Here is a 20,686-nt window from a genome sequence, read left to right as displayed (position 1 = left end):
TTTGGATCACGCCGGCATCAGGGCCCAGTAATCGAGATCGAGCAGGACCTGGGGCAGATACTTGCCGTCCTCTCCCTTCAGCTCCCCGACCGAGGCATCGCTGACCGCGACCAGCCGCAGGCGGATCGCGCCGACACCCGGCGCCGCGGTTTCGGCCTTGTCCAGCACTTCGGACCAGGCCTTCACGGTCGTGCCCGAGAAGCAGGGGTTCGCATGGGCCCCGCCATTCAGCCCGACGATCATCTGCGCATTGGCCAACCCGTTGAACGACAGGGCGCGCGCCATCGAGATCACGTGACCGCCGTAGATGAGCCGCTGGCCATCGGGGCGGAAGGTCGCGTCGAAATGCACCTTGGCGGTGTTCTGCCACAGGCGCGTGGCCATCATGTGCTCGGCTTCCTCGATCGTCACGCCATCGACATGGCCGATCACCTCGCCCACCTCGTAATCCGCCATCCGGTGCGGTTCACCGGCGAGGGTGTAATCGTAGTCCGAGAAATCCAGCCCGTCCGGGATCACCAGGTCGGCGGGGTCGATCACCTTGGCCAGGTCCGGCACCACCGGCTCGGGCGCAGGGGCGTCGACGTTGTTCTTCCGCACCATCACCCAGCGGACATATTCCATCACGACCTCGTCGCGCTGGTTCATGCCGCGGGTGCGGACATAGACCACCCCGGTCTTGCCGTTGGAATTCTGCTTCAGCCCGATCACCTCGGAAGACGAGCGCAGCGTATCACCCGCGAAGACCGGTTTCAGCCAACGCCCCTCGGCATAGCCCAGGTTCGCGACCGCGTTCAGCGACACGTCCGGCACCGTCTTGCCAAAGACCACGTGGAACGCCGCCAGATCGTCGATCGGCGAGGCCGGCAAACCGCAGGCTTGGGCGAAGGCGTCAGAGGAATAGAGCGCATGCCGCGCCGGGTAGAGCGCGTGGTAGAGCGCGCGTTCCCCGCCAGAGACGGTGCGCGGCACGGCGTGGTCGATCACCTGGCCGATGCTGTAATCCTCGAAGAAACGGCCCGGATTTGTCTTGGTCATTCAAAGCTCTCCCAGCTTCATGTCGGGGGAATACTCGCCCTCGACCTCCTTGGTCACGGCCTGGCCGCAGCGCATCACGCCGGTGGTAGCGTCATGGGCGTAGGTGGGGCTGCCATGCAGCTCCCACCCCTTGGCCAGCGCCTTGGTGACCTTGTGGCAAAAGGCCGACGTGTCGTCGGCGGACAGGAAACGATAGGCTTTCATGGGATCCTCCGTTCAGCCGAATGTCGGGTAGCCGAGCCAGGTATGCACCCAGCCGATCACCGCCAGCAGCACCAGCGACGCGACCAGGAACATCCCGTCCTTGGCGATGGAGCCCTTGGCCGGCGGGGTCCAGTTCGGCTCGGCCCGGTTGATGACGATCATCTCGGCCACGGCCCACAGGCCCAGCCCACCGAAGAGGACAAAGGACGGCACATCGCCGTTCACCAGCAGGTGCGCGATCGTCCACAACAGGAAGCCGGTCAGCATCGGGTGACGCATCCTGTAGAACAGCGCCCCCTTCTTAGGACCCGGCGAGGTAAAGTAGAGCGCGGCGATCATCAGCAGGTTGTTGATCCCCACCGTCGCGGGGTGCCGTCCCCAGAAAAAGGCGCCATCGGCCATGCGGTAGCCGAAGATCATCATAAGGATGGATGCTGCCAGCGCCGCGGCGACCAGGCCTTTTCCGCCATCGCCCATCCGGGCGCGTGGCCCCGGCGCCATGCGTTTGAAGAAATGGGCGGCGGCCCAGAGAAGCACACCGAGAACGAGCAAAGCCATGGGGATCCCCTTCGGATCATGTGAACAGGGTTTACTTTGCCAACCCTATCCCATGCGTGCAATCGCTTCGGCCTTGGCGATGGTCTTTTTGGCCGTGTCGACATGCAGGTTCTCGACGATCTTGCCATCCACGACGGCCACGCCCTGGCCAGTGCGCTCGACCTCTTCATGGGCTTCGATCTGGCGCTTGGCCAGGTCGATCTCGGCCTCGGTCGGGGCGAAGGCGGCGTTGGCACCGGCCACCTGGGCCGGGTGGATCAGCGTCTTGCCGTCAAAGCCCAGGTCGCGGCCCTGTTCGCATTCCGCGGCCAGCCCCTCTTCGTTGAGGTATTCGTTATAGACCCCGTCGACACAGATCACGTCGTGGGCACGCGCGGCCAGCAGCATCTGCTGCAGGGCGAACATCATCGGCAGACGGTCGTCGCGGGACCGGCAGTTCAGCTCTTTCGCCAGGTCGTTGGTGCCGGCGACAAAGCCGGTCAGGCGCGAATGGGCCGCGATTTCCAGCGCGTTCAGCACGCCCAGCGGGGTCTCGATCATCGCCCAGATCGGGGTATCGCCGCCCAGCAGGTCGTCCAGCGCCTCGATATCCTTGACCGAATTCACCTTGGGCAGAAGGAAGGCATCGGCGCCCGCATCCTTCAGCACCTTCACGTCATCGGCGCCCCAGTCGGTGTCCAGCCCGTTGATGCGGATGATCCTGGCGCGTTCGCCATAGCCACCCTCGGCCAGCGCGGCTTTCAGGGTTTCGCGCGCCGAGCCCTTGGCGTCTGGCGTCACCGCGTCTTCCAGGTCGAAGATGATCGCGTCGCAGGCCAGGCCCCGGGCCTTGTCCAGCGCCCGTTCCTTGGAACCGGGGATATAAAGGACAGAACGATAGGGGCGGAAAGTGGTGTCCATGGCGATCTCCGAGTCGCGGGCGGCAGCCCTTTGGGTAACAATGTTGCGCACCAATGCCACTTTTTGAGGAAAAAGTTCAAGGCCAATGGCGCCGCATCGCAGAAAAAAGCCCGGCAGGGCGAGGCCTTTCGCTTTGTAAGTAAATGGCGGCCGGTGCGTTAACCACTTCTTCGGCGACGTGGCTGCAAAGTTTTCCCATCGACGCGAGGGAGGTCCGGACCCGCAATAGGCGCAGGACGGATCAGCGTTCGACAGGGACGGAACCGGCGCAAAAGCCCGGACTGTCCAGACCGAAACGGAACCTGTCCTGAAACGGAACCAGAAAGGAATAGTCCCATGCGGAAACTCTCCCCCGGCGGCCTCGCCCTCTCCCTGGCCCTCGCCGTCACCGTGCTCTCCCTGCCCCAGGCCGCCGCGACCGCGAATTCCTGCGCGCCGCGCAAGATCGTCGTGGACCGGCTGGCGGAAAAATACGGGGAAACCCGTCAATCCATCGGCCTCGGCGCCAATAACCAGATGGTCGAAGTCTTTGCCTCCATGGATACCGGGTCCTGGACGATCACGGTGACCCAGGCAAGCGGCCTGACCTGCCTTGTCGCCTCCGGCCAGGCCTTCGAAACGCTGGCAGAGGCATTGCCGACGCCCGAGAAAGACGCCTGACCTAGCCTGCCCCGCACGCCCGGTCGCGCGGCAGCGCTGACGAGAATCGCGGGACCCGGCCCGGCCGATCTGCCCGCGAAGACCGTCAGCCGGCCCTCCGGGCGGCAAAGGTGTACAGGTCGGAACAGGTGCCAAATTGTTGGGCTGACTAGAGTTTTCCGAAACCATGCGGGGCTTTTCCGGCCCCCGGACGGCGCCTGACGCGCCAGCGCCCTTGCGCAACCGTGTCAAAAACCCTACCCATCCGGCGAGATATCATCGGACCGGAGTACACTTCCATGGCACGACCCAAGATCGCCCTTATTGGCGCAGGTCAGATCGGCGGCACGCTCGCGCATCTCGTCGCACTCAAAGAACTGGGCGACGTCGTCCTCTTCGACATCGCCGAAGGCACCCCCGAGGGCAAGGCGCTCGACATCGCGGAATCCGGCCCCTCCGAAGGCTTCGACGCGACGCTGAAGGGCACGCAGGATTACGCCGACATCGCAGGCGCAGATGTCTGCATCGTCACCGCCGGCGTCCCGCGCAAGCCGGGCATGTCGCGCGATGACCTGCTGGGCATCAACCTCAAGGTGATGAAGGCCGTCGGCGAAGGCATCAAGGCCAACGCACCCGACGCATTCGTCATCTGCATCACCAACCCGCTCGACGCGATGGTCTGGGCTCTGCAGAAATTCTCGGGCCTGCCCACCAACAAGGTCTGCGGCATGGCCGGCGTTCTCGACAGCGCACGCTTCCGCCACTTCCTGTCGGTCGAATTCGGCGTCTCCATGAAGGATGTCAGCGGCTTCGTCCTGGGCGGCCACGGCGACACCATGGTCCCCTCCGTCCGCTATTCCACCGTCGCCGGCATCCCGCTGCCCGACCTGGTCAAGATGGGCTGGACCACGCAGGAGAAACTGGACGCCATCGTTCAGCGTACCCGTGACGGCGGCGCCGAAATCGTCGGCCTGCTGAAAACCGGCTCCGCCTTCTACGCGCCGGCCACCTCCGCCATTGAAATGGCAGAGGCCTACCTGAAGGACCAGAAGCGCGTTCTGCCCTGCGCCGCCTATTGCGACGGCGAAATCGGCGTGAAGGACATGTATGTCGGCGTGCCGACCGTGATCGGCGCCGGCGGCATCGAAAAGGTCGTCAACATCAAGCTCAACAAGGAAGAGCAGGAGATGTTCGACAAGTCGGTCGACGCGGTGAAGGGCCTGGTCGAGGCCTGCAAGGGCATCGACGACTCGCTCGCGTGAACCGATCGGCTCTGGCGTGACGCCAAGCGATGACACTTCGGGATCGGCCCGGTTTCCTGACGGAGACCGGGCCGATGCTCTTTCCAGGGCGCGCGCCCTGTTCGACACCGCCGATTACCGGGGAGCAGAGGCGATCTATCTCGACCTCCTCGCCCGCGACCCCAACCACGTCACCGCCCTGATCGGCGCCGCCGTCTGTGCCAGCCGCGCCCGCCGTGACGTGACCGGGGCCATGACGCTTCTCGACCGGGCCGAGGCGCTCGCCCCCCGCAACCCGCACCTGCACCAGACCCGCGCCGCCCTGCTGAACGCCGCCGGGGATTTCGACGGGGCGGTCGCCGCGGCGCGCCATTCGCTCGACCTCGATCCGCATTGGGCGCTGGCCTATGTGAACCTGACCGATTCAACCAAGATCGCGCCCGGTGATCCGGTCTTCGCCCAGGCCGAAACCGCGCTGAACGCCGATCTGCCCGTCACGGATCGCGTTCTGATCCATTTCGCGCTTGGCAAGGCGTATCAGGATTGCGGGGACTGGGACGCCGCCTTCACCCATTTCAAGGCCGGGAATGACGGCAAGCCCGACAGGGCCGACATGACCGGGTTCGCACCGGCGGCGGATCGTCAGAAAGGCTTGTTTGATCAGGGCTTTGCCGCAACCCTCACCGGCGCGACGCGGACCACGCCGCGCCCCGCCTTCATCCTCGGCATGCCACGGTCGGGCACCACCTTGCTGGAACGCATGCTCGCCGCGCATCCGGAGGTCTCCACCACCGGCGAACGTCCCGAATTTGGCCGGCTGACCGACGACCTGATCCGCCAGGCGCAGCTGGCTCGCCGCGACCTGCCACCCGATCAGGCCATCCGCGCGGCCCTGACCCGGGACAATTGCGCCACCATCGCCCGCACCTACCTGCAGGCGATCCTGCCTCATGCGGATCGCGCGGCCCCGGTGCTGATCGACAAGCTGCCGCTGAATTTCTGGAATATCGGCATGATCGCCGCCGTGTTCGAAACCGCGCCGATCATGCATATCCGGCGCCATCCGCTGGACACCTGCCTGTCCAATTACATGGCCAATTTCGAAACCGGGCTGAGCTACAGCACCCGGCTCGACACGCTGGGACAGTATTTCCGCATCTATGACGACCTGATGCAGCATTGGGACCGCGTCTTCCCCGGTCGCATCATCGCTGTGAATTACGAAGACCTCGTCACCGATCCCGAACCGCAGCTGCGCCGCATCCTGGCGGCCTGCGACCTGGACTGGAGCGACGCCTGCCTGCGCCCCGAGGAAACCGGCGGCGTCATCGCCACGGCCAGCCGCTGGCAGGCCCGGCAGAAGGTTTACCAAAGTTCCGTGCAGAAATGGCGGCGCTACGAACGGCACCTCGACCCGCTGGTCGCCGCCCTCGGCGGGATGAGCTGGATCGAGGGGCACGAGGCCCGCCGCTTCTCCTGAGCCGTCAGCGTCGGGGCGTCAGCACCTCGTCCAGCAATCGCGCCGCCAGCATCGCGGTGCCTGCCATCATCAGCGACCGGCCCAGCTGTGCCGACATGTTCTCGGGCGCGGCGTGATCCGCCCCGTCCCGCGTCCAGGCCAGAACCTGGCCGACCCGGCCCGACGGCTCGGCCCGTTCCGGTGCCGCCTCGGGCAGGTCCAGCGCGGCGGGGCGGAACCGCGACATCAGCGCCCCCGCGGCCACGATCCCGGCGCCAAAGGCAAACGGGGCGAAACGCTCCCACCGGGCGGCGCGGTGGCGGCGAAGCGGGTTGAGGTCTGCGGGATGTCGGGTCATAGTCATGCGGCTCTCCTTTAGGCGACAAACCCGCAGCGGGCCGCATCTGTTCCCCGGACGTTCCGCAACGGGCCCCGCAAGGCCGATTCAAGCGGAACCGGGCCGTGCCCCACCCCTGTCGGTTAACTTGTGATCACACCCCGGAAGCGTGTGATCACAAATGTCGGAAAATCGGCCATAAACAGCCGTATACCCCAGAAAAGAATTCATAGGCCCGAAACACTATGCCACTACCGTCCCCAATCGTATCTGAAACGAGGGACGGAGTTCATGAACATCCATGAATATCAGGCGAAGGCTATCCTTCGCGACTATGGCTGCCCGGTCTCGGATGGCCGCGCGGTCACCAAGGCCGAAGAGGCAAAGACCGCTGCCGGCGAACTGGACGGCCCGCTCTGGGTCGTCAAGGCGCAGATCCACGCAGGTGGTCGCGGCAAGGGCTCCTTCAAGGAGGCCGATGCAGGCGAAAAGGGCGGCGTCCGCCTGACCAAATCGGTCGAAGAGGCCGCCGAGGAAGCCAAGAAGATGCTGGGGCGCACCCTCGTCACCCACCAGACCGGCCCCGCCGGCAAGCAGGTGAACCGCATCTACATCGAAGACGGCTCCGACATCGAGAGCGAGTTCTACCTCGCGCTGCTGGTGGACCGTGTGACCTCCCAGATCTCGTTCGTCTGCTCGACCGAGGGCGGCATGGACATCGAGGAAGTCGCGGCGTCGACCCCTGAGAAAATCCTGTCCTTCTCCGTCGACCCGGCCGCGGGCTACCAGCCCTACCATGGCCGCCGCGTCGCCTTCATGCTGGGCCTCGAAGGCAAGCAGGTTAAGGCCTGTGTCGACCTGATGGGCAAGCTCTACAAGGCCTTCGTCGAGAAGGACATGGAGATGCTGGAGATCAACCCGCTGATCCTGATGCCCGACGGGAACCTCAAGTGCCTCGACGCCAAGGTCGGCTTCGACGGCAACGCGCTCTACCGCCACGCCGACATCCTGGCGCTGCGCGACGAGACCGAGGAAGACCCCAAGGAACTCGCCGCGTCCAAGTACGACCTCAACTACATCGCTCTGGATGGTGAGATCGGCTGCATGGTGAACGGCGCAGGCCTCGCCATGGCGACGATGGACATCATCAAGCTCTACGGCGCCGAACCGGCCAACTTCCTCGACGTCGGCGGTGGCGCCACGAAAGAGAAAGTGACCGAGGCGTTCAAGATCATCACTTCTGACGACAACGTCAAAGGCATCCTCGTGAACATCTTCGGCGGCATCATGCGCTGCGACGTCATCGCCGAGGGCGTGGTCGCCGCGGTCAAAGAGGTCGGCCTGCAGGTTCCGCTGGTCGTGCGCCTGGAAGGCACCAATGTCGAGAAGGGCAAGGAGATCATCAATACCTCCGGCCTGAACGTCATTGCGGCAGACGACCTGTCCGATGGTGCTGAAAAGATCGTAAAGGCGGTCAAAGGGTAAGGTGATGCCGATCTGTTCGTTCCGGTACGCAACTACGGTGGCAGGCGTGAGTCGATCGCGCCGGCGCCTGCCGTGCGGCCCGGTTCGGACGGATCTTGTCCTGACCTATCGGCGACGTGTGCTTGCGCGCGTCTTCCAAGGGCGGGGCAGACCGGCATGACCGTTGCAACGCAGGATATGGCAGAAACGCATCATCAGGACGATCCAAAGGTCGCAGGCACCCAAGTGCCCGCGGTTCGTCCTGACGCGCTGATCCATATCGGGATGCAAAAAACCGGTACAACCACGCTGCAGGAATGGCTGCATGCCAACGCCGACAAGCTGGCGAAGCAGGGGATTCTCTTTCCTCAATTCAAGCGGCAGAATGGCAAGGCGATGCAGCAACAGCTGGCGCTCGGATTGTTCGGCTTTCATCTCAGCGAACGTATGCCGCCTCGCGGCACGTTCCGGCGCCATCTCGGGATCAAATCCTTGGACGACCAGGCCGCCTATTGCGATGAAACGCTGCGGCAACTTGGCAAGATGATTGCAGAGCAACCCTATGATGGGGTTATCCTGTCTTCCGAATATATTGGGGGCTGGCTTAACAGCCGCGCTCAGATCGAAAAGCTGGATCAGCTTTTCTCCGGTATCTTCGGAACCGTTGTCTACGTGCTTTACCTGCGTGAACCGGGTGATTGGATCCTCAGCCGCTACGTACAATCCCTGCGCTCCGGCGGAGTGCAGACCTTGGATGAATACGTATCGAAACATGCTGCGGCCGGGTTGTTTCGGCGGGCCAATCTCTGGTCCGATACGATCGGCAAGGATCGTGTCCAAATTCGGCTCTACGATCGGGCCGTCATGCCCGAAGGCGATATTGTTGCGGATTTCTGTGACGTCGCGGGGCTGGACCGGTCACAATACAGCACCGTCGTGGATCGCAACGCCTCTCTCTCGCAAGGTGAGGCAAAGGCGTTGCTGCAAGTCAACCGGATACAGCGCCGTCTCCGAAAACGGCCTTACCAAACGAACCCGCGTCGCTGGTTCATCCGTGCCTTTGCCAATCGCAAGAAGCTTCGCCTCTCGGTGGACCAACGCCGCCTCATCGACGAAAAGAACGCCGATCAATTGGCTAAGCTAAGAAACAAATATTTCCCGGAGCGCCCCTTCCTCTTTTCGGCAAGCGGCGCTCCCACCCAATCCACCTCAATACAGCAGGAACGTTAAATGGCAGTCCTTGTAGACGAAAACACCAAAGTCATCTGCCAGGGCCTCACCGGCTCGCAGGGGACCTTTCACACCGAACAAGCCATTGCCTACGGCACCAAGATGGTCGGCGGCGTCACGCCCGGCAAGGGCGGCACCACGCACCTTGACCTGCCGGTCTTCAACTCCGTGCACGAAGCCAAGCACGTGACCGAAGCCAACGCCTCGGTCATCTACGTGCCCCCGCCCTTCGCGGCCGACTCGATCCTCGAAGCGATCGACGCCGAGATGGAGCTGATCGTCTGCATCACCGAGGGGATCCCGGTCCTCGACATGATGAAGGTCAAGGCAGCGCTGAAGAACTCCAAGTCGCGCCTGATCGGCCCGAACTGCCCCGGTGTCATCACGCCGGACGCCTGCAAGATCGGCATCATGCCGGGCCACATCCACAAGCGTGGGTCCGTGGGCGTGGTGTCGCGTTCGGGCACCCTGACCTACGAGGCGGTCAAGCAGACCTCCGATGCGGGTCTGGGCCAGTCCTCCGCTGTCGGCATCGGCGGCGACCCGATCAAGGGCACCGAGCACCTCGAAGTGCTGGAAATGTTCCTGGCCGACGAGGAAACCCAGTCGATCATCATGATCGGTGAAATCGGCGGCTCCGCCGAGGAAGAGGCCGCTCAGTTCCTCGCCGACGAGAAGAAGAAGGGCCGGTGGAAGCCGACCGCTGGCTTCATCGCCGGCCGCACGGCGCCTCCGGGCCGCCGCATGGGCCACGCGGGCGCGATCGTCGCCGGTGGCAAGGGCGGCGCCGAGGACAAGATCGAGGCGATGAAATCCGCCGGTATCGTTGTCGCCGACAGCCCCGCCGGGCTGGGCGAGGCCGTGCTGAAGGCCATCGGCTAAGGCCCCAGGGCCATCCAGGACAAGGTCACGGGCGGTGCGCCGCCCGGACCGCTAGAAGGGGTCCCGCCCGCAAGGGGCCCGAAACAAAGGACATCCCCATGGCGTTCCGCCATCCAACCGCGCCGCTTTCCGCCCTGCCCGTCTCCGGGCCATGGGGTCTTGCGTGCCCGGCGGGCCTGTCCCCGATCGCGAGGCCACGTGCATGAGCTTCACGGATGCGATCCGCACCTGCCTGCGCAAATATGTCACCTTCTCGGGCCGCGCCTCGCGCCCCGAATACTGGTGGTTCATCCTGTTCCTTTTCCTCGGCGGAATGGTCGCCAGCGTCCTTGACGGGATGCTGTTCGGCACCGTCTCCGTCGAAACCGCCCCCGGCCGGGTCGAGGCGACAAGCGACGGCCCGATCTCCTCGCTGTTCTCGCTCGCCACGCTGCTGCCGCTGCTCGCCGCCGGCTGGCGACGCATGCATGATACCGGCCGCTCCGGGCTCTACCTGCTCTATCCGCTGATCGTGATGGTCGGCATCGGAACCTTCGCCACCTTCATCGGCGCCGGAGAGGCGCTGCTGTCGGGCGATTTCGCCGCCGCCTTTGTCGGTCTCTTCGGCATCGTCATGGCCGTCGCCGTCGTGGTCGCGGTGATCTCTCCGCTGATCGTCATCTGGTGGCTGACCCGGCCGACCCAGCCCGAAACCAACCAATGGGGCCCGCCGCCCGCGAAAACTGGCGGGGCCACATCATGACCCTAGTTACCACGCCTATGTCCATCGCCACCCCCAACCCCCATGAGGTCTCGTCATGACCGAACAAAGCCCCAACGACGTCTTCCACGCTTCCAGCTTCATGCAGGGGCACAACGCGGAATATCTCGAACAGCTTCAGGCCCGCTGGGCCAACGACCCGGCTTCGGTCGATGATGCCTGGGCCGAGTTCTTCAAACAGTTGGGCGATGCCGAACAGGACGCCAAGGCCGAGGCCGCTGGCCCCTCCTGGGCGCGCGCCGACTGGCCGCCGCAGCCGACGGACGAGCTGACCGCGGCGCTGGACGGCATGTGGCCCGTCGCCCCCGAAGAGGCGCGGGGCGCCGGCGACAAGATCAAGGCCAAGGCGGCCGAGAAGGAAATCAAGGTCTCGGACGAGGCGGTGAAACAGGCGGTGCTCGATTCCGTCCGTGCCCTCATGCTGATCCGCGCCTACCGGATCCGGGGTCACCTGGCCGCCGATCTCGATCCGTTGGGGATGCGCGACGAAACCAACCATCCCGAGCTGGAGCCGAAATCCTACGGCTTCACCGAACAGGACATGGATCGCCCGATCTTCCTCGACAACGTGCTGGGGCTTGAAATCGCCTCCATGCGCCAGATCGTGGACATCGTGAAGCGCACCTATTGCGGCACCTTCGCCCTGCAATACATGCACATCTCGAACGCCGAAGAGGCCGGCTGGCTGAAAGAGCGGATCGAGGGGTTCGGCAAGGAAATCAAGTTCACCCGCGAAGGCCGCAAGGCCATCCTGAACAAGCTGGTCGAGGCCGAAGGCTTCGAAAAGTTTTTGCACGTCAAGTACATGGGCACCAAGCGCTTCGGTCTCGATGGCGGTGAGGCCCTGATCCCGGCGATGGAACAGATCATCAAGCGGGGCGGCAACCTCGGCGTCGAGGAAATCGTCATCGGCATGCCCCACCGTGGCCGCCTGTCGGTGCTGGCCAACGTGATGAACAAGCCCTACCGCGCGATCTTCAACGAATTCCAGGGCGGGTCCTTCAAGCCCGAGGATGTCGACGGATCGGGCGACGTGAAATACCACCTCGGCGCGTCCTCGGACCGCGAATTCGACGGCAACGAGGTGCACCTGTCGCTGACTGCCAACCCCTCGCACCTCGAGGCGGTGAACCCGGTCGTCATCGGCAAGGCCCGCGCCAAGCAGGACCAGCTGAACGACAGCGACCGTACCAAGGTGATGCCGATCTTGCTGCACGGCGACGCGGCCTTTGCGGGCCAGGGCGTCGTCGCGGAATGCTTCGGCCTGTCGGGCCTGCGCGGTCACCGCACCGGCGGCACGATCCATATCGTGGTGAACAACCAGATCGGCTTTACCACCGCGCCGCATTTCTCGCGCTCCAGCCCCTACCCGACCGACATCGCCATGATGGTCGAGGCGCCGATCTTCCACGTCAACGGCGACGATCCCGAAGCCGTGGTGCACGCCGCCAAGGTCGCGACCGAATTCCGCCAGAAGTTCCACAAGGACGTGGTCATCGACATCTTCTGCTACCGCCGCTTCGGTCACAACGAAGGCGACGAGCCGATGTTCACCAACCCGCTGATGTACAAGAACATCAAGGGCCACAAGACGACGCTCAACCTCTACACGGAACGGCTGGTCAAGGACGGCCTGATCCCCGAGGGCGAGATCGAGGACATGAAGGCGTCCTTCCAGTCCTACCTCAACGACGAATTCGAGGCCGGCAAGGAATACAAGCCCAACAAGGCCGACTGGCTGGACGGGCGCTGGTCTCACCTCGACCGCGAGAAGGACGATTACCAGCGTGGCGAAACCGCCATCGCCAAGGAAACTTTCGACGAGATCGGCAAGGCGCTGACCACCGCGCCCGAGGGCTTTGCCACGCACAAGACCGTCGACCGCCTGCTGGAAAGCAAGCGCAAGATGTTCGAAACCGGCGAAGGCTTCGACTGGGCCACCGGCGAGGCGCTGGCCTTCGGGTCGCTCCTGACCGAGGGCTACCCGGTTCGCCTGGCGGGCCAGGATTCCACCCGCGGCACGTTCTCCCAGCGGCATTCCGGCCTGGTCAACCAGGAGACCGAGGAGCGCTACTACCCGCTGAACAACATCCGCGAGGGCCAGTCCCATTACGAGGTCATCGACTCGATGCTCTCGGAATACGCGGTGCTGGGCTTCGAATATGGCTACTCGCTGGCCGAACCGAACGCCCTGACCCTGTGGGAAGCGCAGTTCGGCGATTTCGCCAACGGCGCGCAGATCATGTTCGACCAGTTCATCAGCTCGGGTGAATCCAAGTGGCTGCGGATGTCGGGCCTCGTCTGCCTGCTGCCGCATGGCTACGAAGGCCAGGGTCCGGAACACTCCTCCGCCCGCCTGGAACGCTTCCTGCAGCAATGTGGTCAGGACAACTGGATCGTGGCGAACTGCACCACGCCCGCCAACTACTTCCACATCCTGCGCCGCCAGCTGCACCGGTCCTTCCGCAAGCCGCTGATCCTGATGACGCCGAAATCCCTGCTGCGCCACAAGCTGGCCGTGTCGGATGCCGACGAATTCACCACCGGCTCCAGCTTCCACCGCGTGCTGTGGGACGATGCCGATGCGCAATACGGCAAGGCCCGGTCGGAAACCAAACTGGTCGACGACAAGAAGATCAAGCGCGTCGTCATGTGCTCCGGCAAGGTCTATTTCGACCTGCTCGAGGAACGCGACAAGCGCGGCATCGACGACATCTACCTGCTGCGGATCGAACAATTCTATCCCTTCCCCGCGATTTCACTGGTGAAGGAACTGGAACGGTTCAAGCAGGCCGAAATGGTCTGGTGCCAGGAAGAACCCAAGAACCAGGGCGCCTGGACGTTCATCGAACCCAACATCGAATGGGTGCTCGGCCGCATCAAGGCAAAGCATCCGCGCCCCGTCTATACGGGCCGCGTCGCCACGGCCTCCCCGGCCACCGGCCTCGCCGCCCAGCACAAAGCCCAACAAGCCGCCCTCGTTGACGAGGCGCTGACCATCGAAGGGAAATAAGACCCATGACCACCGAAATTCGTGTGCCCACCCTCGGCGAAAGCGTCACCGAGGCCACCGTCGCCACCTGGTTCAAGAAACCCGGTGACACCGTCGCCGTGGACGAAATGCTGTGCGAGCTGGAAACCGACAAGGTAACGGTCGAGGTCCCCTCGCCCGCCGCTGGCACGCTGTCCGACATCGTCGCCGAGGAAGGTGAAACCGTGGGCGTCGATGCCCTGCTCGGCAATATCTCGGAATCCGGCAGCGCCGGCCCCGAAGAGACCAAGCCGCGCGACAAGGAAACCAAGGAAACCGAGGCCGACGCACCGGCCAATGGCGGGTCCGAAGGCAAAACCGTTGAGGTCATGGTCCCCACCCTGGGTGAATCCGTGACCGAGGCGACCGTCGCCACCTGGTTCAAGAAGGAAGGCGACAGCGTCGAGGCCGACGAGATGCTGTGCGAGCTGGAAACCGACAAGGTCTCCGTCGAGGTGCCCGCGCCTCAGGCCGGCACCCTGACCAAGATCCTCAAGGGCGAAGGCGAAACCGTCGAGGCCGGCGGCCAGCTGGCCGAGATGTCTTCGGGCTCCGGCGGCGCCGCGTCGTCCTCCTCCTCCTCCTCCGACGCCCCCGTGCAGGAAGAGGGCGCCAAGGGCGAAGCCTACGACACCCCGCCCGCAGGCCAGGGCACTCGCACCGATGTCGAAGATGCGCCCTCGGCCAAGAAGGCGATGGCGGAGGCCGGGATCTCCCGTGACCAGGTCACCGGCACCGGCCGCGACGGCCGCGTGATGAAGGAAGACGTGGCCAAGGCCGTGTCGGCCGCGCAATCCGCGTCCTCCTCCGCTCCGGCCGCGTCCCAGCCGCAGCGCGCCCCCTCGCCCGCTGCCGATGCGGATCGCGAGGAACGGGTCAAGATGACCCGCCTGCGCCAGACCATCGCCCGCCGCCTGAAGGACGCGCAGAACACCGCCGCGATGCTGACGACCTACAACGAGGTCGACATGACCGAGGTCATGGCCCTGCGGAACCAGTACAAGGCCGAGTTCGAGAAGAAGCATGGCGTCCGCATCGGCTTCATGTCCTTCTTCACCAAGGCCTGCTGCCACGCCCTGAAAGAGGTCCCCGAGGTCAACGCCGAAATCGACGGCACCGACGTGGTCTACAAGAACTTCGTCCACATGGGCATCGCCGCCGGCACGCCCCAGGGCCTCGTCGTTCCGGTGATCCGCGACGTCGACAGCATGTCCTTCGCCGAAATCGAAAAGGCGATCGCCGAAAAGGGCGCCCGCGCCCGTGACGGCAAGCTGTCGATGGCGGAAATGCAGGGCGGCACCTTCACCATCTCCAACGGTGGTGTCTACGGCTCGCTGATGTCCTCGCCGATCCTGAACCCCCCGCAATCGGGTATCCTCGGCATGCACAAGATCCAGGACCGTCCCATGGTCGTCGATGGCGAGATCAAGATCCGCCCGATGATGTACCTGGCACTGTCCTACGATCACCGCATCGTCGACGGCAAGGGCGCCGTGACCTTCCTGGTCCGCGTGAAAGAGGCGCTCGAGGATCCGCGCCGCCTGCTGATGGATCTCTGATCCGTCGCCGCACGCAGAATGGCCCGCCGCTCCCGGCAGGATCTGATTGAAGAGGTCCATCGCCTTTCCGACACGTTCGAAACGGCGATGGACATTTTATGCGAGATCGACCCGCGCTGGCAGGCGGACCGTCATCTCGTCATTACCCGCGAAAACATGGTCTCCGCGATCGAACAGGGTCGCGCCACCCCGTCGGAAATCCTCGCCGGTCTCCGTGCGGGGCTTTCGGATCTGGTGGGCCACCCCCAATTCGGCGATCCTCACCGCGACCCGGTGGGTGCCGAAATGGCCCGGCGATACCGCGACCGGACCGGGCGGGCCCTGCTGACGGATGCCGGGGATCCACGCCGCGTCGCCCGCCAGGTGCTGCGCCGCGGCCTGATCCGGGACGATGACGAGGCGCGGCTGATCTCGGGCTACCTCGCCGACACGACCGGCGGCCTGTTCACCCCCGACCAGAGGGACCGCGCAACCGCGCTGCTGCGGGATTACGAAACCACGCAGTCGGGCGACAGCTGAAACCAATCCTCCACCGGATACGTGACTTCCGGGCCCTGCCACAGCAAAGGCCCGATGATGTCTCTCACGCCCCGCGACCGCCTCCGCCACCTGCTCGATACCGAAGCCGCCGCCCTGCGCAACGAAGTAGCCTCCCCCTCCCGCCTGATCTCCAACTGGGCCGCCCGTGCGCTGGCCCTTGCCGTGCTGGCCTGGTTCCTTGTCGAATGGCAGGGCAGCCCTCCGTGGCTCTGGATTGTGTGGGGGCTCTATGCCATCCTTTCTCTGGGCATTGCCCTCTATCTCAGGACCAGGCACCGCCGCGCCCCCGCCGTCGCCTACAGGCGCACCAGCCAGCGCTTTCGCGGGACCCAAGCAGAGAAGGACCCTCACCGATGACTGCCCTCACCACCCCGCTGGCCCTCTACGGCCTTGTCTGTCTGATCACCATCCTGGCGCAGGTCATGGCCGCCGGTCAGAAACTCGAACTGACCCAGCTCATGGGCAACAGGGAGGCGCTGCCGTCGCTGACCGGCATGCCCGGACGGCTGGACCGCGCCCAGGCCAATTCCGTGGTCGCCATGGCGCTGTTCGCGCCCGCCGTGCTGATCTGCGCGATCCAGCCCGAACCGCCCGCCGCCGCCTCGACCGCCGCCTGGATCTTCCTGCTGGCCCGGATCGCCTATTCGGTCGTCTACGCGCTTGGCATCGCCTACCTGCGCACTATCGTCTGGTTGGTGGGGTTCGCCATGACCTTCTGGCTGTACCTCCTCGCGATCTGATCACGTCCGTAGGAGGGACAGGATGGCCCTGCAATTGCTTTGCCGACTCGACAGCGACGACCTGAAGACCACGCGCCAGGCGCTGATGGACGATGCGGAAGACCAGCAGAATGCCGGCCTGACCCGCCTGCAGATGTGGGAGGATGCGGATGACACCACCCGCCTGTGGATCCTGTTCGAGGTCAATGACCGCGGCAAGGCCGATGGCTGGCTGAAACGCGCCGTGGCCGATACCCACGGCCCGACCGCCGCCGTCACCGGCAGCCAGGCGCATTTCCTGCGCACCGCCTGACGCACGCATCATTTACGACATCCATTTCAGGAAAGCGATCCCATGACCCCGGAACTTATCGTCCTCTGCCTCGCCGCGCTGCTCCAGGTGGGGCAGATCGCGCTCTATTCCGTCGCGGGCCAGGCCCAGGCCGGGACCAAGGCCGCGCTGAAACCCCGCGACCAGAAGATCGAGCTGACCGGCAAGGCCGGGCGCATCCACCGCGCCATGAACAACCATTTCGAGGCGCTACCGCTTTTTGCCATCGCCGCCCTCGTCACCGCCCATGCCGGGTCGACCGGGTTCACCGTCGCGATGGCCTGGCTCTACCTGCTGGCGCGTATCCTCTACATCCCGGCCTATGTCTTCGGCTGGGTGCCCTGGCGGTCCTTCATCTGGCTGGCCGGGCTGGTCGCGACGACGCTGATGCTGCTGGCCGCCCTGATCTGATCCCCTTCCTCTGCCGCGATATCCCGCTTGGCACACGCCACGGCCTGCCCGTCCGGCGGGCCGTGGCGCGCGCCATACGGCACGGAACGGCCCCGGCGTCACTTTCGACCGGGTTTTCCGGCCTACCGGCGTGACACCGACGAAATACCGACGTAATACCGACGTGATACCGACGTCGCCAAACGACACAGGAGAACCCGAATGGCTTCCTACGACGTAATCGTGATCGGCGCAGGCCCGGGCGGCTACCTTGCCGCGATCCGCTGCTCCCAACTCGGCCTGAAAACCGCCTGCGTGGAGGGCCGTGAGACCCTCGGCGGGACCTGCCTGAACGTGGGCTGCATCCCGTCCAAGGCGCTGCTTCACGCCACCCACCAGCTGCACGAGGCCGAGCACAATTTCGTCACCATGGGCCTGAAGGGCAAATCGCCCTCCGTCGACTGGAAGGTGATGCAGGAATACAAGGATACGGTCGTCAGCCAGAACACCGGCGGCATCGAATTCCTGTTCAAGAAGAACAAGATAGACTGGCTCAAGGGCTGGGGCTCCATCCCCGAGGCCGGCAAGGTCAAGGTCGGTGACGAGGTCCACGAGGCCAAGAACATCATCGTCGCGACGGGCTCCGAGCCCGCCTCCCTACCGGGGATCGAGATCGACGAGAAAATCGTCGTGTCCTCCACCGGCGCGCTGGCCCTGAACAAGATCCCCAAGAAGATGATCGTCGTCGGCGCCGGCGTCATCGGGCTCGAGATGGGGTCGGTCTATGCCCGCCTCGGCACAGAGGTGACCGTGGTGGAATTCCTCGACCACATCACCCCCGGCATGGACAAGGAGGTTCAGCGCAACCTTCAGAAAATCCTCAAGAAACAGGGGATGGAGTTCATCCTGAACTCCGCCGTGCAATCCGTCGAAACGACCAAGACCAAGGCCAAGCTGACCTACAAGTCGCGCAAGGATGACAGCGAATCCACCCTTGAAGCCGATGTCGTCCTGATCGCCACCGGCCGCAAACCCTATACCGACGGGCTGGGCCTGTCGGAGCTGGGCGTCGAGATGACCGAGCGCGGTCAGATCAAGACCGACGATCATTTCTCGACCAATATCAAGGGGATCTACGCGATCGGCGACGCGATCACCGGCCCGATGCTGGCCCACAAGGCCGAGGACGAGGGCTATGCCGTGTCCGACATCATCGGCGGCAAGCATGGCCACGTGAATTACGGCGTGATCCCGTCGGTGATCTACACCCATCCCGAGGTCGCCTCGGTCGGCAAGACCGAAGAGCAGCTGAAGGACGAAGGCCGTGCCTACAAGGCCGGCAAGTTCCCCTTCATGGGCAATGCCCGCGCCAAGGCAATCTTCGCCGCCGAGGGGTTCGTCAAGATCCTGGTCGACAAGGAAACCGACCGGATCCTCGGTGCGCATATCGTGGGGCCGTCCGCGGGCGACCTGATCCACGAGGTCTGCGTGGCGATGGAGTTCGGCGCGTCGGCGCAGGACCTGGCCCTGACCTGCCACGCCCACCCGACCTATTCCGAAGCGGTGCGCGAGGCCGCACTGGCCTGTGGCGACGGCCCGATCCACGCCTGAGCCGACCCGCCCGTGACCCAATTGAGCGCCGCCCTTCGGGGCGGCGCAAGTCTTTCTACTCGTTGGATTTCCCGCAAGCAGGAAATCCGCCTCGGGTTTGCCTCCGGCGGGAGTATTTTCGCAAGGTGAAGGGAAAGGGGGAATGCGGAGGGCGCGGCGCTCAGGAGGCCTTGTCGGCCTGTGCGGGGCGCGTATCGATGGGCATGCCGCCTTCGGCGAGCAGGCGGTTGGAGGCGGTTTCGATCCGGTCCTCAAGTTCGGTCATGAAGTCGAACCGTTCCCGGCCCGGTTCGATCGGCGGCAGGAATTCGACAACCGCGAGGCCGGGCTTGCGCCTGATCCCTGTGCGCGGCCAGAGCAGGCCCACATTGGTCGCGGCGGGGATACAGGTTTGGCCAGTTTCCTCGTAGATGATCGCGGTGCCCATCTTGTAGGGCATGCTGACGCCCGGTGCGACGCGGGTGCCCTGGGGATAGATGATCAGCTGGCCCGCCGGCGCATCGCCCGCGGTCACGCCCTTCATCATCTGGCGCATCGCCTCGGCCCGGCGGCCGCGATCCACGGGGACACAGCCGATGCGCAGCGCGTACCAGCCTAGGATCGGGGCGTAGCGCAGGCTGGATTTCATGATGAATTTCGGGCGCTTGACCACGCTCACGATCATGATGATGTCGAGAAAGCTCTGGTGTTTGGAAGCGATGACGACCTCGCCATCCGGGATGTCTCCGCGCACCTCGGTGCGGATGCCGACCATCCAGCGGGCGGACCAGCGGACATATTTGGAATAGGCCCGCACCGCGTTGTAGGCCGCCTGCCGCGAGAAGATCGCGAAGGGGGTGTAGAGGATCGCGTAGACGAGCATCGCCAGGTACATCTGGCCGACGAAGACCAGGGAGCGCAGGTATTGGATCATGTCAGGTCTCCCAGCACGCGCAGGGCGGCGCGGCGGGTGGCGAGGAAGGCCACGAGGGCGGCGACCGGCGGCAGCAGGATCGGCCAGAGCCATTGCCCGCCCTGGAAGCCCAGCCCGGTGAGGAACCCGCCTTCTTCCTGCGCGGATGGCAGGAAGAGGATTGCGACGATCCCCAGCAGCATGCCCACGAGTGCGCCGGTGGCCGTGCGCAGGGTGAAGCGGCGCACGAAGGCGCGGGCGATGTAGCGGTCCTCTGCACCGACGAGGCGCAGCACTTCGATCACCTGGGCATTGGCCGCAAGGGCGGCATTGGCGGCCAGGGTGATCATCGCGGCCATGGCGCCGCCGATCAGCAGGATCGACAGGAAACCGAGCGCGCGCAGCCGGTTGGCCGCCGCGACAAGAGGGCGGCGCCAGCGGGTATGGTCGTCCAGAACGGCGCCCGGGGCTTCGGCCGAAAGGCGCAGGCGCAGGCCGGCGGAATCGAAGCCGTCCGAGGTCTCGATCACCTCGATCAGTTGCGGGATCGGGAGCGCCTCCACCGGGACGTTGGCGCCGAACCAAGGCGCCAGCAGGGAGCGCTGTTCATCCGTGGTGAGTGCGCGGGCGGAGGAGACGCCCTCGGTCGTGTCAAGCACGCGCAGCGCGGCTTCGGTCTGGGCCTGGATCTGGTCCGGCGGGGCGGAGATGCGGATGGTGGAGGCGCGGGCCAGCTCGTCGCCCCAGCGATCCGCCAGCCGTCCGGTGGCCAGCGACAGGGCCAGTGCGAAGACGGCGAGGAAGGTCATCACGCCGGCGGCAAACAGGGTCAGATGCGCCGTGAAGCCCGAGGGCGGGACCACCCGGTCCGCCGATCCATCGCCCGAGAGGAGCGCCATGA

General features: G+C 64.9%; 22 protein-coding genes. 15 read left to right on the top strand and 7 right to left on the bottom strand.

Annotated elements, in window-relative coordinates; translation table 11 throughout:
* Window positions 1–6: 6 nt before the first annotated feature.
* The 4 genes from ATO9_RS03330 to ATO9_RS03315 are packed head-to-tail and all read right to left on the bottom strand — an operon-like array spanning window position 7 to window position 2,700.
* Window positions 7–1,038, bottom strand: coding sequence for a MaoC family dehydratase (locus ATO9_RS03330; protein WP_043744948.1), 1,032 nt, complete (start codon window positions 1,036–1,038; stop codon window positions 7–9).
* Complete coding sequence (locus ATO9_RS03325) at window positions 1,039–1,242, bottom strand: DUF1737 domain-containing protein (protein WP_043744945.1); 204 nt, start codon at window positions 1,240–1,242, stop codon at window positions 1,039–1,041.
* A gap of 12 nt (window positions 1,243–1,254) precedes the next feature.
* Complete coding sequence (locus ATO9_RS03320; protein ID WP_043744943.1) at window positions 1,255–1,800, bottom strand: NnrU family protein; 546 nt, start codon at window positions 1,798–1,800, stop codon at window positions 1,255–1,257.
* 45 nt (window positions 1,801–1,845) lie between these two features.
* Window positions 1,846–2,700, bottom strand: a complete 855-nt coding sequence (locus ATO9_RS03315) for an HpcH/HpaI aldolase/citrate lyase family protein (protein WP_043744939.1) — start codon at window positions 2,698–2,700, stop codon at window positions 1,846–1,848.
* Window positions 2,701–3,036: 336 nt separating this feature from the next.
* Here ATO9_RS03315 and ATO9_RS03310 point away from each other — a divergent pair, with 336 nt between their 5' ends.
* From ATO9_RS03310 to ATO9_RS03300, 3 genes are all read left to right on the top strand, one after another.
* Window positions 3,037–3,360, top strand: a complete 324-nt coding sequence (locus ATO9_RS03310) for a hypothetical protein (protein ID WP_043744936.1) — start codon at window positions 3,037–3,039, stop codon at window positions 3,358–3,360.
* Window positions 3,361–3,638: 278 nt separating this feature from the next.
* A complete protein-coding gene (mdh, locus tag ATO9_RS03305; RefSeq protein ID WP_043744933.1) occupies window positions 3,639–4,601 on the top strand; it encodes a malate dehydrogenase in 963 nt (320 codons plus the stop codon).
* A 16-nt stretch (window positions 4,602–4,617) separates the two neighbouring features.
* Complete coding sequence (locus ATO9_RS03300; RefSeq protein WP_052418063.1) at window positions 4,618–6,060, top strand: tetratricopeptide repeat-containing sulfotransferase family protein; 1,443 nt, start codon at window positions 4,618–4,620, stop codon at window positions 6,058–6,060.
* Window positions 6,061–6,064: 4 nt separating this feature from the next.
* Here the strand turns inward: ATO9_RS03300 and ATO9_RS03295 are convergent, their stop codons facing one another.
* Window positions 6,065–6,403: a hypothetical protein gene (locus ATO9_RS03295; RefSeq protein ID WP_043744930.1), complete on the bottom strand. Its 339-nt coding sequence runs from the start codon at window positions 6,401–6,403 to the stop codon at window positions 6,065–6,067.
* A 264-nt stretch (window positions 6,404–6,667) separates the two neighbouring features.
* On the opposite strand from ATO9_RS03295, the gene sucC reads away from it, so the two are divergent.
* The 12 genes from sucC (at window position 6,668) to lpdA (ending at window position 18,893) form a co-directional block, all read left to right on the top strand.
* The gene (sucC, locus tag ATO9_RS03290) at window positions 6,668–7,861 is read left to right on the top strand and encodes an ADP-forming succinate--CoA ligase subunit beta (RefSeq protein WP_043744927.1); all 1,194 of its coding nucleotides are present in this window, start codon (window positions 6,668–6,670) and stop codon (window positions 7,859–7,861) included.
* A gap of 156 nt (window positions 7,862–8,017) precedes the next feature.
* The gene (locus tag ATO9_RS03285; RefSeq protein ID WP_043744923.1) at window positions 8,018–9,070 is read left to right on the top strand and encodes a sulfotransferase family protein; all 1,053 of its coding nucleotides are present in this window, start codon (window positions 8,018–8,020) and stop codon (window positions 9,068–9,070) included.
* Entirely contained in the window at window positions 9,071–9,952 is an 882-nt protein-coding gene (gene sucD, locus ATO9_RS03280) for a succinate--CoA ligase subunit alpha (RefSeq protein ID WP_043744920.1), read from the top strand. It abuts the gene before it with no gap.
* Window positions 9,953–10,154: 202 nt separating this feature from the next.
* On the top strand, window positions 10,155–10,694 hold the full coding sequence (locus ATO9_RS03275) for a DUF805 domain-containing protein (protein ID WP_043744917.1): 540 nt from the start codon (window positions 10,155–10,157) through the stop codon (window positions 10,692–10,694).
* Between the two features lie 55 nt (window positions 10,695–10,749).
* Complete coding sequence (locus ATO9_RS03270) at window positions 10,750–13,725, top strand: 2-oxoglutarate dehydrogenase E1 component (RefSeq protein ID WP_043744915.1); 2,976 nt, start codon at window positions 10,750–10,752, stop codon at window positions 13,723–13,725.
* Window positions 13,726–13,730: 5 nt separating this feature from the next.
* Window positions 13,731–15,302 carry a 2-oxoglutarate dehydrogenase complex dihydrolipoyllysine-residue succinyltransferase gene (gene odhB, locus ATO9_RS03265; RefSeq protein WP_043744912.1) on the top strand — a complete coding sequence of 524 codons (1,572 nt, stop codon included), beginning with the start codon at window positions 13,731–13,733 and terminating at the stop codon, window positions 15,300–15,302.
* An 18-nt stretch (window positions 15,303–15,320) separates the two neighbouring features.
* Window positions 15,321–15,821 (top strand): hypothetical protein, encoded by a 501-nt coding sequence (locus tag ATO9_RS03260; protein WP_043744909.1) that lies wholly within the window; start codon window positions 15,321–15,323, stop codon window positions 15,819–15,821.
* Window positions 15,822–15,875: 54 nt separating this feature from the next.
* On the top strand, window positions 15,876–16,199 hold the full coding sequence (locus tag ATO9_RS03255; RefSeq protein WP_156127754.1) for a hypothetical protein: 324 nt from the start codon (window positions 15,876–15,878) through the stop codon (window positions 16,197–16,199).
* Window positions 16,196–16,582, top strand: coding sequence for an MAPEG family protein (locus ATO9_RS03250; RefSeq protein WP_043744904.1), 387 nt, complete (start codon window positions 16,196–16,198; stop codon window positions 16,580–16,582). Before ATO9_RS03255 ends, ATO9_RS03250 begins: the two co-directional genes overlap by 4 nt.
* Window positions 16,583–16,604: 22 nt before the next feature.
* Complete coding sequence (locus ATO9_RS03245) at window positions 16,605–16,874, top strand: hypothetical protein (RefSeq protein WP_043744902.1); 270 nt, start codon at window positions 16,605–16,607, stop codon at window positions 16,872–16,874.
* A gap of 42 nt (window positions 16,875–16,916) precedes the next feature.
* The gene (locus ATO9_RS03240) at window positions 16,917–17,303 is read left to right on the top strand and encodes an MAPEG family protein (RefSeq protein ID WP_043744900.1); all 387 of its coding nucleotides are present in this window, start codon (window positions 16,917–16,919) and stop codon (window positions 17,301–17,303) included.
* Between the two features lie 201 nt (window positions 17,304–17,504).
* A complete protein-coding gene (gene lpdA, locus ATO9_RS03235) occupies window positions 17,505–18,893 on the top strand; it encodes a dihydrolipoyl dehydrogenase (RefSeq protein ID WP_043744897.1) in 1,389 nt (462 codons plus the stop codon).
* Window positions 18,894–19,053: 160 nt separating this feature from the next.
* Here the strand turns inward: lpdA and ATO9_RS03230 are convergent, their stop codons facing one another.
* Window positions 19,054–19,806 carry a lysophospholipid acyltransferase family protein gene (locus tag ATO9_RS03230; RefSeq protein ID WP_043744895.1) on the bottom strand — a complete coding sequence of 251 codons (753 nt, stop codon included), beginning with the start codon at window positions 19,804–19,806 and terminating at the stop codon, window positions 19,054–19,056.
* Entirely contained in the window at window positions 19,803–20,684 is an 882-nt protein-coding gene (locus ATO9_RS03225; RefSeq protein WP_043745622.1) for a cell division protein FtsX, read from the bottom strand. Before ATO9_RS03225 ends, ATO9_RS03230 begins: the two co-directional genes overlap by 4 nt.
* Between the last annotated feature and the right edge of the window lie 2 nt (window positions 20,685–20,686).

The organism is Pseudooceanicola atlanticus (assembly GCF_000768315.1).
Lineage (GTDB): Bacteria > Pseudomonadota > Alphaproteobacteria > Rhodobacterales > Rhodobacteraceae > Pseudooceanicola > Pseudooceanicola atlanticus.
Note: the sequence above shows the minus strand (reverse complement) of the source record. Positions and strands in the feature narration are given on the sequence as shown.

Excerpts from the sequence above, each read along its gene's own strand:
- ATO9_RS03330 (WP_043744948.1), bottom strand. The coding sequence starts at position 1,038 with ATGACCAAGACAAATCCGGGCCGTTTCTTCGAGGATTACAGCATCGGC.
- ATO9_RS03325 (WP_043744945.1), bottom strand. The coding sequence starts at position 1,242 with ATGAAAGCCTATCGTTTCCTGTCCGCCGACGACACGTCGGCCTTTTGC.
- ATO9_RS03320 (WP_043744943.1), bottom strand. The coding sequence starts at position 1,800 with ATGGCTTTGCTCGTTCTCGGTGTGCTTCTCTGGGCCGCCGCCCATTTC.
- ATO9_RS03315 (WP_043744939.1), bottom strand. The coding sequence starts at position 2,700 with ATGGACACCACTTTCCGCCCCTATCGTTCTGTCCTTTATATCCCCGGT.
- ATO9_RS03310 (WP_043744936.1), top strand. The coding sequence starts at position 3,037 with ATGCGGAAACTCTCCCCCGGCGGCCTCGCCCTCTCCCTGGCCCTCGCC.
- mdh (WP_043744933.1), top strand. The coding sequence starts at position 3,639 with ATGGCACGACCCAAGATCGCCCTTATTGGCGCAGGTCAGATCGGCGGC.
- ATO9_RS03295 (WP_043744930.1), bottom strand. The coding sequence starts at position 6,403 with ATGACTATGACCCGACATCCCGCAGACCTCAACCCGCTTCGCCGCCAC.
- sucC (WP_043744927.1), top strand. The coding sequence starts at position 6,668 with ATGAACATCCATGAATATCAGGCGAAGGCTATCCTTCGCGACTATGGC.
- ATO9_RS03285 (WP_043744923.1), top strand. The coding sequence starts at position 8,018 with ATGACCGTTGCAACGCAGGATATGGCAGAAACGCATCATCAGGACGAT.
- sucD (WP_043744920.1), top strand. The coding sequence starts at position 9,071 with ATGGCAGTCCTTGTAGACGAAAACACCAAAGTCATCTGCCAGGGCCTC.
- ATO9_RS03275 (WP_043744917.1), top strand. The coding sequence starts at position 10,155 with ATGAGCTTCACGGATGCGATCCGCACCTGCCTGCGCAAATATGTCACC.
- ATO9_RS03270 (WP_043744915.1), top strand. The coding sequence starts at position 10,750 with ATGACCGAACAAAGCCCCAACGACGTCTTCCACGCTTCCAGCTTCATG.
- odhB (WP_043744912.1), top strand. The coding sequence starts at position 13,731 with ATGACCACCGAAATTCGTGTGCCCACCCTCGGCGAAAGCGTCACCGAG.
- ATO9_RS03260 (WP_043744909.1), top strand. The coding sequence starts at position 15,321 with ATGGCCCGCCGCTCCCGGCAGGATCTGATTGAAGAGGTCCATCGCCTT.
- ATO9_RS03255 (WP_156127754.1), top strand. The coding sequence starts at position 15,876 with ATGATGTCTCTCACGCCCCGCGACCGCCTCCGCCACCTGCTCGATACC.
- ATO9_RS03250 (WP_043744904.1), top strand. The coding sequence starts at position 16,196 with ATGACTGCCCTCACCACCCCGCTGGCCCTCTACGGCCTTGTCTGTCTG.
- ATO9_RS03245 (WP_043744902.1), top strand. The coding sequence starts at position 16,605 with ATGGCCCTGCAATTGCTTTGCCGACTCGACAGCGACGACCTGAAGACC.
- ATO9_RS03240 (WP_043744900.1), top strand. The coding sequence starts at position 16,917 with ATGACCCCGGAACTTATCGTCCTCTGCCTCGCCGCGCTGCTCCAGGTG.
- lpdA (WP_043744897.1), top strand. The coding sequence starts at position 17,505 with ATGGCTTCCTACGACGTAATCGTGATCGGCGCAGGCCCGGGCGGCTAC.
- ATO9_RS03230 (WP_043744895.1), bottom strand. The coding sequence starts at position 19,806 with ATGATCCAATACCTGCGCTCCCTGGTCTTCGTCGGCCAGATGTACCTG.
- ATO9_RS03225 (WP_043745622.1), bottom strand. The coding sequence starts at position 20,684 with ATGGCGCTCCTCTCGGGCGATGGATCGGCGGACCGGGTGGTCCCGCCC.